Consider the following 12,174-nt stretch of genomic DNA (forward strand, 5'->3'; position numbering starts at 1 on the left):
CCGCAAATACAGGGTACCCCCATGGCACTGGAAGACGAGTCCATTAAACTCCAGATCAACAACCTGAAACTGTTTTACGGCAATGATCAGGCTCTGAAGAACGTCAACTTGAAAATTCCGGAAAAGAAGGTAACGGCGTTTATTGGTCCTTCCGGCTGTGGCAAGTCTACATTGCTGCGTTGCTTCAATCGGATGAACGACCTGGTGGACAGCTGCCGTATTGAGGGCGAGCTGCTGATGGACGGTAAGAATATCTATGACAAAAAGGTGGATGTCGCCGAGCTGCGCCGGCAGGTGGGCATGGTGTTCCAGAAACCCAACCCCTTCCCTAAGTCTATCTATGAAAACGTGGCCTACGGTCTTCGACTTCAGGGGGTAAAGTCTCGTCGGGTGCTGGACGAAGTGGTGGAAAACTCACTGAGGGGCGCCGCCTTGTGGGAGGAGGTGAAAGACCGCCTGCATGACAATGCCTTTGGCCTGTCCGGCGGTCAGCAGCAGCGATTGGTTATTGCGCGCGCCATCGCCATTGAACCAGAAGTGATTCTGTTGGATGAGCCGGCTTCGGCCTTGGACCCGATTTCAACACTCAAGATTGAAGAGCTGATTTACGAGCTGAAGAATCAGTACACCATTGTTATAGTTACCCATAATATGCAGCAGGCCGCGCGAGTGTCGGACTATACTGCGTTTATGTATATGGGGGATCTGGTTGAGTACGGGGATACCGACTCGTTGTTCACCAATCCGAACAACAAGCAAACTGAAGATTACATCACTGGCCGTTACGGCTAGGAGGGGCGCTCATTATGGTTATGGATATTAAATCTCACACCCATCATATCTCGCAGCAATACAATCAGGAGCTGGACGAAATAAAAACCAAGCTCTCCGAGATGGGTGGGCTAGCGCAGCGCCAGGTCAACGATGCCATCCAGGCCCTGATTGACGTCGACGCCGAAACCGCCGAGCGGGTGGTTCGAGGCGATGACGAGGTCAATGACATGGAGCTGGATATCGACGAAGAGTGCATTCGTATTCTCGCCCGCCGCCAGCCGGCGGCAAGTGATCTTCGTCTGGTCATTGCCGTGACCAAGGCGATTACCGATCTGGAACGTGTGGGTGACGAGGCCAGTAAAATCGCCCGTCAGGCTCTGGCGTTAAGCGGCGAGGGCTCGGGCTCGCCTCGAGGTTACGTGGAAGTGCGGCACATCGGCGGACACGTCTCGCGCATGCTCAGTGATGCGCTGGACGCGTTCGCTCGTCTTGATCTGGAACTGGCACTGCGCGTGGTGCAAACGGACAAAACGGTGGATATGGAGTACAACTCCGCCATGCGTGAAATGATCACTTTCATGATTGAGGACCCTCGGTCCATCACCCGCGCGTTGAACATTATGTGGAGCCTGCGGGCTCTGGAGCGCATTGGTGACCACGCCCGCAATCTGGCTCAATACGTCGTCTACTTGGTCAAAGGCGAGGATGTTCGCCACGAGACGTACGATGAGATCCAGGAGCAGATTAAGGACGACAACTAGCCGGCGGTTCTCAAAGAGCCGGCAGGAAGGCTTCCACCAGCCAGAGTCCGAGCGTGACGGTGATTAGCCCGAATAGGGTGGTTTGAACGATCATGGTGGCGGCCAGGGCGGCGTTACCGCCCATGGCACGCACCATGACAAAACTCGCCGTGGCGGTCGGCGAGGCCGCCAGTAGGAACACCACAGCCACCGCTTCCCCTTCCAACCCCAACACGAGTGCCAGTGCCACCGCGACCAGCGGGGAGAGAATCAGCTTCCAGCAGTTGGCCGCGAGCGCCCCCCCGCCCATTTGCCCCAGTGACTTCAGATCCAGCGAGCCCCCGACACACAGCAACGCCAGCGGCAGGGTCATCTCGCCCAAATAGTTGCCTGCCCGACGGATCGGCTCGGCAATCGGTGGGGCCACCGCCCCGTAAAGCAGACCCGCGAGAATGCCAATAATCAGTGGGTTGCGCACGATGCCCACAAAGACCCCGTGCAGGCCGCGCTCCTGGTCCAGATCCCGGTTGAGAGCCACCACGGAGAGGACGTTATAGAGGACGATGGTGACTGCCAGGGGAAGTGCCGCCATGGCAACACCGCTTTCCCCGTAGGCGTTAGCGCAATAGGCCAGGCCGATAATGACCAGGTTGCCGCGAAAAGCCGCCTGAGTGAGAACACCTCGGTCCCGCTTGTCTCGCACGAACCAGTCGGCGGTGGCGAGACTCAGCACAAAAATCAGCACTGCGCCGGCGACCACCGCAATAAGAATACGTCCGTCGGTGGCCGAGCCAAAATCCGCCGTGGCATTGCTGAAAAACAGAAGAACGGGCAGCCCCACGGAGAAAACCAGACGCGAGGCGGTATTAATAAAGGTCTCGTCAATCAGGCCCACGCGGCGCAACACCGAGCCGAGCGCCACCATCAGAAAGATCGGAGTGGTCACTGACAGGGAAAATAGGAAAGTGGCGAATAGGTCGCTGTTGTTCACGGGGTTACCACGGGGGTCAGAGTGTTTTTGTAGCTTCCGCTTTCGGCTTTAGGGCTGTCAAGTCACACTCTTAAGATGGGTGGGTGGTCACAAACCGGGCGAGGCTGGAGAAGCAGAACGCCCGGCGCGGAGCCGGGCGTTAAAGCTTCTCACCGAAGGGCTAAGACGGCTTACTTCGGAACTTCAAACGGGAAGTAATCCCGGGCGTTGTTGAAGCTAATGTCCTGCACCATGCCTCCGATCATCGGCAAATCATTGGGTACCAGCCCGTTGACAATGTCGTGGCCGAGCGTGCGGCACAGCAGCCGGCGGAAATATTCGTGCCGGGAATAGCTCAGGAAGCTGCGGCTATCGGTCAGCATGCCCACAAAGCGGCTGAGGAGCCCCAACTGGCTCAGCGCTTCCATTTGCCGCTTCATGCCATCGAGCTGATCCATAAACCACCAGCCACTGCCGAACTGCATCTTCCCCGGCGCGGAGCCGTCTTGGAAGTTACCGATCATGGTGCCGATCATTTCGTTATCGCGCGGGTTCAGGTTGTACAGAATTGTTTTGGCCAGGCGGTCGTCATTGTCCAGCCGGCCCAGAAACTTCGCCAAAGGCTTGGCATAGTTGTGGTCGCCGATGGAGTCAAAGCCGGCGTCGGCGCCCACGGTGCGGAACAAGCGCGGATTATTATTGCGAATAGCCCCGATGTGGTATTGCTGCACCCAACCTTTCTCGTGGTCCTGGCGGGCGAATTCCACCAGCATGGCGGAGTAGAACTTCTCCAGCTCGTTCTCTGATAGGTCGGTACCACCGCGAACCTTGGTAAAGATGGCCTTGATCTCCGCCTCGGTGTAATCCGCGGCATGCACGGTTTCCAGGCCGTGATCCGACAGACGGCAGCCTTGCTCGTGAAAGAAGTCATGGCGCTTTTGCAAGGCCGACATCAGGTCGTCATAGCTGCTGATTTCGGTATCGCTGACTTCCGCCAAGCGGTCCAAGTACGTGTTGTAGGCTTGGGTATCCTCGGCCGCCATGGCCTTGTCGGGGCGCCAAGTGGGCAGCACATTGGTGTTGAAGTGGCTGTCCGCGGCGATATCCCGGTGGTGTCGCAGGTCGTGTGTCGGGTCATCGGTCGTGCAAATGACCTTCACGTTGGCCTGGGTAATCAGCCCCTTGGCGCTGAACTCGGGGGTGGCCAGCAACTCGTTGCACTGGTCCCAGACCTCGCGGGCGGTGTCGCCGCTGAGGAGCTTGTCGGTAATGCCAAAGGGCTTTTTCAGCTCCAGATGGGTCCAGTGGTATAAGGGATTGCGCAGGGTGTTGGGCACGGTTTGCGCCCACGCCTGGAATTTCTCCCAGTCACTGGCATCGCCCGTGCAATATTTCTCGCTCACGCCGTCGGAGCGCATGGCTCGCCACTTGTAGTGATCGCCCGCCAGCCAGACTTCGCTCAGATTTTTAAACTGTTTGTTTTCACCGATCTGCTCCGGGGGAAGGTGGCAGTGGTAATCGATGATGGGCATGTCTTTGGCGTAGTCGTGGTACAACGCCTTGGCTTGCTCGGTGTCGAGCAAAAAATCGTCGTTGATAAAAGTCATTCTCACATTTCCTCTCAACACACAAAGGCCGTCACGGGAGACCGGTAGCCCCCTGATGTCGGTTGTGTAGATGTTTAGGCAGCGCACACAGCGGGCGGCACAATAGCCTGACTCGGTACAGTCATGCTCTGTTACTGCCAAGGTTGATTATTGCGTACCGGCTCAAAGAGCGGTGTTTACGCCCTTCGTCCGTCACTGGTTATTCCGGGCTTATTAAAAACACCCGACGCCGCTTATAACGCGGTCTTTTAGGAGTTTACCCCCTGTTCCCGCAAATATAAACCGTACCTAACAGGAGTGTGGCCGAACTGTAAGTGCCTGCTAACGACAAGGGGCAATAGTAGCAGAGTTATAGTCATAATGAAATAAAGCTGGCGGGCTGGATCGATAGGGAGTCGCCTTTACATTGTCAGAGCGATTGGGCATGCTCGCTTCCGGCGACGCTAGCCGCCAGTCCGAGCGCCCGGCTAGAACCTGCTACCCTAAAGAATTGCCATAGATCTCCGCCGCAGAGAAGCCGAGGCAGCCATAATCGGGGGCTGCGCAATGGCAGAGATGAATCTATCCTCCTAAGCTAAGCTGCCAAACCTGGGCGAGGTACCTCAATGCAAATTATGCAAAAAGCCGCCATCGGCGCCTTGGTTGGCCTGCTTCTCGGCGGTTGCGTCAGTGCTGGGCCCGCCCCGGCAGAGCCCTCCCCGGTCGACTCCGCCGCTAGCCCGCAGACCCGGGCATTGTTCCACTTTCTGCGCCAGCAGATGGGAGAAGGTATTCTTTTCGGGCATCAGCATGAGACCACTCAGGGGCTCACCATAGAAACGACCGATGGTACCCAGTCCGATACCTACAACTCGGTGGGAGATTTCGCCGCCGTTTACGGCTGGGACACCCTCTCCATTGTGGAGCCCAAGATAGAAGGGGACATCACCGAGCAGGCCATAAAAGCCTATGAGCGCGGCGGCATCATCACCATCAGCACGCACCTGGACAACCCTCTGACTGAAGATCAAAAAGGTATTTTCCCCGCCGGCACCTCTTGGGATACCACCCCAGCCGTGGAGGCGGCTTTGCCCGGGGGAGAAGCGCACGAGGTCTATACCGGCTATCTGGATCAGTTGGCTCAGTGGGCTCTGAACCTGAAGGCCGAGGACGGAACCGCCGTCCCTGTTATTTACCGGGTGCTTCATGAAAACACCGGCAACTGGTTCTGGTGGGGAGCGGACCAATCCACACCTGAACAATACAAGGCCCTTTATCGCTTTACCGTCGATTATCTGCGCCAGGTGCGGGGGGTCGACAACTTCCTCTACGCCTATTCTCCCAACGCCTTCTGGCCTGCCACTGAAGCGGCCTACGAAGAACGTTACCCGGGAGACCAATGGGTGGATGTGTTGGGCTTCGACACCTACGGTCCGGTAGCCGATAACGCCGACTGGTTTCGGAACGTCCGTGACAACGCCGCCCTGGTGGTACGCATGGCCGAGGCCCGGGGCAAGGTGGCCGCCATCGCCGAAATTGGCATTCGCGCACCGGATGTGGAGGCCGGTAAGTACGACAACTGCTGGTACCGCAAGCTGCTGCAGACACTGAAAAGTGACGAGCAGGCGCGGAAAATCGCTTACCTGCTGGTCTGGCGAAACGCGCCCGAGGGCGTCAACGGCGGTAAGCCGCACTATTGGGTGCCCACTACCCTGCCTCACGAGCGCGAGAGAGGCACCTTGGAAGACTTTCGGGCTTTCTATCAGGACGACTTCACCCTGTTTAACAGCGACCTGCCCGAGGTATACAATTAACGCTTAGCCTTTCGTTTCACCGGGGCTTTTACGGCTACCTAGGCTATTGCCACCTCCGGTGCCGTTATCTTAGACGTTGAACCGAAGCGCCGAGAAAGCCCCATAAACAGGAGGATGCCTCAATGGCCCGCACTCCCTCGAACATGTTGCCCCTAGGAACCGAGTTACCGGATACGGTGCTGCCGGACCCCGCCGGTGAAACCTGGAAACTGAGCCAGCGTATGGGTGAGAAGGGGTTGGTGGTGATGTTTATTTGCAATCACTGCCCCTTTGTTCTGCATATCGCGCCCTTTTTAGAGGAGCTCAATGACAAACTTAACGATATGGGTATCCGTTGCATCGCCATTAGCTCGAACGATGTAAAGGAATACCCCGACGATGCGCCGGATAAAATGGCGCTCTTTGCCAAAGAGTACAAGCTGGCGTTTCCCTATCTGTACGACGAGAGCCAGAAAGTCGCCAAGTCCTTTGATGCGGCCTGTACGCCGGACTTTTTTCTGTTTGACCGCAACCGCCGGTTGATGTATCGCGGGCAGTTGGATGAGAGCCGTCCCGGCAATGACGTCCCGGTTACCGGCGCCGATTTGTTGGCTGCGGCCGAACAGGTGGCGCAGGGGAAGGAGCCGCCGGCCGATCAGCAGAAACCGAGCCTGGGGTGCAATATCAAGTGGAAGGCATCGTCTTGAAGCCGAAGCGGCAGGTCAATGACCTGCCGCTTGTTCCCACCGCCAACGTCACGGCAGAGGTGTCCGAAGTCCATCCAAATAAGAAATAATAATTACCCGTTATAGTTTATATTTAGAAACGAAATATAAACGCTTGAGTTTTCTCCCCTAACCCCTCCCTTTTTGTTTAATTTTCTGCCAATCCCCCAATCTGTGACTTATTTCTCGATCAAAAGTAAAAAAGTTATTTTATTTAAAAATACACTGGTTATACTCCAGTGGCCTGCATCTGGTTAAAAATAAAGTGTGGTAAGCAACGTTGCGGGCCCATGAGTTGTATCGACAAGTCGCTGCCCCCTTTTATTTTGCGCGTCAATTGCTTCGCGGCAGCGAAGTCGGTTCTTCACTTCCTGAATAAAACGATAACAGGAGAGACGTTCCATGACGATTTCCGCATTGAAAAAACTCGGCAGTGCGCTTTTAGTGAGCGCCGGTGTGTTGGCGACGCCATTTGCCAGCGCTCAGTCGGCCAGCTGTGAGTACTTGATTGAGAATGACTGGGGTGGTGGTGCCACCGCCGCCATTGAAATTACCAACACCAGTTCCAGCGCGATTGATGGCTGGAGTGTGAGCTGGTCTTATGACAACAGTACGGTAACCAACAGCTGGAACGCCAGCCTCAGCGGTGACAACCCTTATACCGCCTCTGATATGGGTTGGAACGCCACAGTACAGCCCGGGCAAACCGTGGCCTTTGGTTTTCAGGTTGAGTCCAGCAACGGCGCCGAAACCCCGACGGTGACGGGCGATATTTGCGGCGGCTCCGCGACTAGCTCCAGCTCGGGAGAATCGAGCAGCGCGGCGGACTCTTCTTCCAGCGTCTCGGAATCCAGCTCCTCCGAACCAAGCGCTTCCTCCGCCAGTTCCGTGGCCCAATGCAGCAGTGGTGATAGCTGCAACTGGTATGGAAGCTCCTACCTTTTGTGTGAACAAACCGACTCCGGCTGGGGCTGGGAAAACCAGCAAAGCTGTGTGTCCCCGGCTACCTGCGGCAGCCAACCGGCGCCTTACGGCATTGAAGAGGGCGCGGGCTGTTCCAGTGCTTCTAGCAGCGTCAGCTCCGCCGTTAGCAGCTCCAGAGTTGCCAGTAGCGTATCCAGCAGTGCAAGCAGTGTATCCAGCAGCGCCAGTTCCGCCGCCTCGGTCCCCAGCGGCCTGACCGCCGTTGAGTTGACCGGTGAAATGGGTGTGGGTTGGAACGTCGGTAACTCTCTGGAAGCGGTTGGTGGAGAAACCGCCTGGGGCAACCCCCTGATTACCCGTGAACTGATCGACTCGGTAAAAGCCGCCGGTTTCGATACGCTGCGCGTCCCGGTCGCCTGGAGTAAGTTTTCCGATGCTGAAAACTTCGTGATCGAGCAAAGCTGGATGGAGCGCGTTGAAGAGGTGGTGAACTACGCCCTGGATGCGGACATGTACGTGATTATGAATATCCACTGGGACAATGGCTGGATGCAGCCCACCTACGCCGAGCAGGACTATGTGAACAACCGCTTGGCCATTATGTGGACTCAGATCGCTGAGCACTTCCAGGGGTATGATCACCGGTTGCTGTTCGCCGGCACCAACGAAGTGATGGTGGAAGGGGACTACGGTACGCCCACCGAAGAGTACTACACGGTACAAAACAGCTTTAACCAAACCTTTGTGGATGCCGTGCGAGCCACCGGCGGCGGCAACGCCGACCGTTACCTGGTCGTTCAGGGTTTTAACACCAATATCGATCACACCTTGAACTTTGCCGAGATTCCCGACGATACCGTTGAGGACCGTTTGTTGATGGAAGTGCATTACTACGACCCCTACAACTTTACCCTGAATGAGAGCAGCGATATCACCCAGTGGGGCTCAATCGCCACAGACCCCAATGCCACTGAAACCTGGGCCAATGAGTCCTATGTGGACTCTCAGTTCGAGCAAATGCAGACGCAGTTTGTTGATCAGGGCATTGGCGTCATTCTCGGTGAGTACGGGGTGATTTCCCGGGAAAACGTGGAAGGTCACGAGGCATACCGTCGCTACTGGAACGAGTACATTACCCAGTCAGCCGTCGAGCACGACATGGTGCCGGTTTACTGGGATAACGGCTACGCCGGTAACGGCGGCTTTGCCCTCTTTGATCGCCATAACGGCAGCATCATTGAACCGGAACTGATTGATGTACTGACAGAACCCGCAAACTAGATCCTCTGTCGATGCCGGCTCACAGACCCCACCGTGAGCCCCTCGCCGGGCAGCCCCGTATAACCCCGAGGCTGCCCGGCCTTTTTAAACACCTGTAAACCTGCCACCGTACCAGTGTTCTCCTATTCGGAAGCCTCCCCTCCGTGATGTGTGACCCGAGTGTTTGGCGTCTTTTTTTTCGAAATGTCGTCAAAACCTAGATGGCTTCACATAAATATTTGTTCAATTTGTTTATGTTAGGCGCGTTTTGCAACATTAACGCAAGTGGAGTGCGTCCTAATAACTAAACTGACTATCAACGGAGGCACTGATGAAACTAACCAACGGATTAAAACGACTCGGTTTGACAATGTTACTGGGAGGCTTGTTCTGGCCTTTTCAGGCACTGAGCGATGAAGTCCTTCTAGAGGAAGACTTTGAAAACAATTTCGGAGCTTTTGAGACCGAAGGCTATGTTGAGCTTAGTGAGTATGGAGCTCGCATACGTGGTAGCTATTTCGGTAATTCGGGGTCCATGGTGGTGGGGCCGCTGGATACCCACGGCCTGTCTGGCCTGACCCTCCAGTTTGATCACTTTACCTACGGCTTGGACCGGGGTGAGTTTGGTGAGGTGGCCTACTCACTGGATGGTCACAACTTCATGCGTCTCAGTGCCGAGCAGAGCGTCTATGGCTCAGCCGAGCTGGCGCTGCCCGTTGATGCGGAGAATCAACCCAATGTTTATATCCGCTTCTCCGTCGAAGCCGGTCGTTATTTCGAGCGTTACACCATCGATAACGTTCTTCTGAGGGCGGAGGTCGGGCCGCCCGACTGTGAACCGACTTGTGGGGACGACGATGGAGAGCCCGACAACGGCGGCGGAGATGACAGTGACAACGGAGATGGTGGCGATGATGGAAATGGCGATGGCAGCGGGGGAGAGGGGCATGCCCGTGGCCCCGACCCCACGAACGCTTTACTGGAACAGCAGCGGGGCCCCTTTTCCATCGGCAGTGAAAGCATTTCCTCTTTTGCCGCCTCCGGTTTTGGCGGAGCCACTGTATATTATCCAGACAATGCTCAGGGGCCCTTCGCGGTCATCGCCATCTCCCCCGGCTATACCGCCCGGCAGTCGAGCATTCGCTGGTGGGGTAACCTTCTGGCCTCCCATGGGTTTATCGCGGTGACCATTGATACACTGAGTACTTCCGATACTCCCAACCGGCGTGCCGAGCAGCTAGTGGCGGCACTCAACCAAGTGGCCAATATGAACCAAGGGGCGGGCCCTCTGGCAGGGCTGATCGACGCTGACCGAATGGGCGTGATGGGTCATTCCATGGGAGGCGGCGGCGCCTTGATTGCCGCCCAGGACAACCCCTCCCTAATTAAAGCAGCGGTACCGCTGGCCCCCTGGAACTCCAGCTCCCGTTTTTCCTCGACGGAAGTGCCCACTCTAATTGTTGGATGCGAGAACGACGCCACCGCTTCGGTTCGCCGCCACGCACTCGCCTTTTACGAAAGCTTGCCATCAAGTCTGGATAAAGCCTATCTGGAAGTAAGCAACGGCAGCCACTTTTGCGTGCTCTCCGATTCGGGCGAAAACGTGTTGGGCAAGTATGCCGTCTCGTGGATGAAGCGCTTCCTCGACCAGGATACACGCTACAGCCCTTTTCTATGCGGCGCCGAACATGAAGACGAACTGGTCAGCGGGGTTTTCTCTGACTATCGGGAAACTTGCCCCTACTAAAACGCCAGAAAGGGCCGAAGTGTTATGCACCTAAGGTAACGCGCAGAATGGGCAGGGAACGCCCGTCTTGCGTTTTAACCCCACGATCCATTAGAAAAGCAACTTGGAACGAAACAGGCAGGCGCCCGGCCTTTTTTGACACATGGCAGTAATCTAATTGAACGATGGCTTCCGTCATTCAGGAGTCGTCCTTCTTGCGGGTCATTGGCCCCATTTTAAAGGTAATTTTTGGCGTCAACTGTGTGAACCCGTTCACGGAAAACTACCACTTTCCATTCATAATTGATTTGGCGTCTGAAAAACTCTAGCATCACTCTGGTCGAATAGAGATGGCCCCATTAATCCCGCCGTGGGTCCGCTCAGGGAATTCAAGGAATCAAACTATGCCAGGGTCTGGAATCCTGATACAAATAGACTCTCCCGCAGCCTCTCCGAGAAGGGGGAAGGCCCCTCTGTCGCATTTCTCTTTGGTGCGTAGTACACTTTCGGTTTTCTCTCGGCGGTATCGCGCTCATGCGTCGAAGCGGTATACCCCGATACTTGATGATAAGGCGGTGACTTGTGTCCATTAAGCGATTGTTTGCCTCCCGAAAACGCCCCTATTTCAAAAACCTAGACCGTCTTGATCACCTTTCACTTGATCTTTCGGGTACGCGCTTGGAATTGGATCTTCCTCCACAAGATTGTCCCTTTACGGAAAGAAACGACGGCCCCGACATAAATATATTTGATAACGGAATATATGATTACGATGAGAAAGGAACTCAGGGAGACGAGGGGCAAGGGAGTATTGGAGTAAAATACGTTGTAAACCGATCGTGGCGCATGTATGGAGAGGTTTGGCGCTCTAGGCCTATTGGTAACTTGGATTGCGTTGTTTCTGTAAACGATACCTCCCAGCTCAAGAAAGGCCTGAACTGTTTTTGTAACAGGGACTTAGAGAGGGTGCTTATCTATGATGCGTACTTTTCCTTTGGGCCAGGAAGTGGTACCACACAAGCTAAGCTATTCCCTGTAAATTGGAGTGTTTATAAAAGCGAAGGAAATGACTGGGTTAACTTCGAAGTTTGGTTTGACAAAACGGGTGATTCTGCTCGATCAAATAGCGAGTCCACCTTCTTTTCTTGTTTTTTCTCTCCCATAGATAGAACGAAGTATGTGGCCTTGGTGTTTTGGGCCGTTGGGAGTGCCTCTGCTAAAGAAAGCAACAAAGCGACGCGAAGTGTTATCAAGGAAGTAATGGCGTCAGTTAGGCTTAATCTGTCAGATGCTAGTTTAGAGCAAAGGGAGCAAGCTAAGAAGCACTATGGCCCCTCGGATGTCTTTTCTGAAAGTCGAAGTGTGGAGTCGTGGGTCTACCCTGAATCTAAGGAGGAGAAAAATGGTGGCTATCCATTGGAACTCGCGCCGAATATAAATCCTACCTCGGTATCGTAGAATTATGGGTCGAAGTTTTCGGGTTGTAAAAACTAGCTAGAGGGAATAGAAAATGAGCGGTTATACAGGTTATACATTGATTTACTCGTCCTTTTCGGGAGCAGGTCGCAATGTTTACGTGGCGCAAGAAGCCGAAGATGAGTTTCTAAGAATAAGGCTCTTCGTAAATTCCTGTGGAAATCCAGTATAATTTCGGCCTAAACGTAGAGACTATTTCG

At 55.0% G+C, this 12,174-nt stretch carries 10 protein-coding genes; 7 read left to right on the plus strand and 3 right to left on the minus strand.

Going from position 1 to position 12,174, the window contains the following annotated elements; translation table 11 throughout:
• Window positions 1-21: 21 nt before the first annotated feature.
• Both pstB and phoU read left to right on the plus strand, forming a co-directional pair.
• Complete coding sequence (gene pstB / locus AAE514_RS17290) at window positions 22-792, plus strand: phosphate ABC transporter ATP-binding protein PstB (protein WP_347332825.1); 771 nt, start codon at window positions 22-24, stop codon at window positions 790-792.
• Window positions 793-812: 20 nt separating this feature from the next.
• Window positions 813-1,535, plus strand: a complete 723-nt coding sequence (gene phoU, locus AAE514_RS17295; protein WP_347332816.1) for a phosphate signaling complex protein PhoU — start codon at window positions 813-815, stop codon at window positions 1,533-1,535.
• A 10-nt stretch (window positions 1,536-1,545) separates the two neighbouring features.
• On the opposite strand, the gene AAE514_RS17300 is transcribed toward phoU, so the two are convergent.
• Window positions 1,546-2,505 carry an AEC family transporter gene (locus tag AAE514_RS17300; protein ID WP_347332817.1) on the minus strand — a complete coding sequence of 320 codons (960 nt, stop codon included), beginning with the start codon at window positions 2,503-2,505 and terminating at the stop codon, window positions 1,546-1,548.
• A 170-nt stretch (window positions 2,506-2,675) separates the two neighbouring features.
• Window positions 2,676-4,091: a glucuronate isomerase gene (gene uxaC / locus AAE514_RS17305; RefSeq protein ID WP_347332818.1), complete on the minus strand. Its 1,416-nt coding sequence runs from the start codon at window positions 4,089-4,091 to the stop codon at window positions 2,676-2,678.
• Between the two features lie 605 nt (window positions 4,092-4,696).
• Between uxaC and AAE514_RS17310 the strand changes: the two genes are divergently transcribed.
• The 4 genes from AAE514_RS17310 (at window position 4,697) to AAE514_RS17325 (ending at window position 10,519) form a co-directional block, all read left to right on the plus strand.
• Window positions 4,697-5,884, plus strand: coding sequence for a glycosyl hydrolase (locus AAE514_RS17310; RefSeq protein ID WP_347332819.1), 1,188 nt, complete (start codon window positions 4,697-4,699; stop codon window positions 5,882-5,884).
• A 122-nt stretch (window positions 5,885-6,006) separates the two neighbouring features.
• Window positions 6,007-6,570: a thioredoxin family protein gene (locus AAE514_RS17315; RefSeq protein WP_347332820.1), complete on the plus strand. Its 564-nt coding sequence runs from the start codon at window positions 6,007-6,009 to the stop codon at window positions 6,568-6,570.
• Window positions 6,571-6,990: 420 nt separating this feature from the next.
• Window positions 6,991-8,793 carry a cellulase family glycosylhydrolase gene (locus AAE514_RS17320; RefSeq protein ID WP_347332821.1) on the plus strand — a complete coding sequence of 601 codons (1,803 nt, stop codon included), beginning with the start codon at window positions 6,991-6,993 and terminating at the stop codon, window positions 8,791-8,793.
• Between the two features lie 310 nt (window positions 8,794-9,103).
• A complete protein-coding gene (locus AAE514_RS17325) occupies window positions 9,104-10,519 on the plus strand; it encodes an alpha/beta hydrolase family protein (protein ID WP_347332822.1) in 1,416 nt (471 codons plus the stop codon).
• 22 nt (window positions 10,520-10,541) lie between these two features.
• Here the strand turns inward: AAE514_RS17325 and AAE514_RS17330 are convergent, their stop codons facing one another.
• Window positions 10,542-10,697, minus strand: coding sequence for a hypothetical protein (locus tag AAE514_RS17330; RefSeq protein ID WP_347332823.1), 156 nt, complete (start codon window positions 10,695-10,697; stop codon window positions 10,542-10,544).
• 383 nt (window positions 10,698-11,080) lie between these two features.
• On the opposite strand from AAE514_RS17330, the gene AAE514_RS17335 reads away from it, so the two are divergent.
• Window positions 11,081-11,956: a hypothetical protein gene (locus AAE514_RS17335; protein WP_347332824.1), complete on the plus strand. Its 876-nt coding sequence runs from the start codon at window positions 11,081-11,083 to the stop codon at window positions 11,954-11,956.
• Window positions 11,957-12,174 lie beyond the last annotated feature (218 nt).

This window comes from Marinimicrobium locisalis, from assembly GCF_039822625.1.
GTDB lineage: Bacteria > Pseudomonadota > Gammaproteobacteria > Pseudomonadales > Cellvibrionaceae > Marinimicrobium > Marinimicrobium locisalis.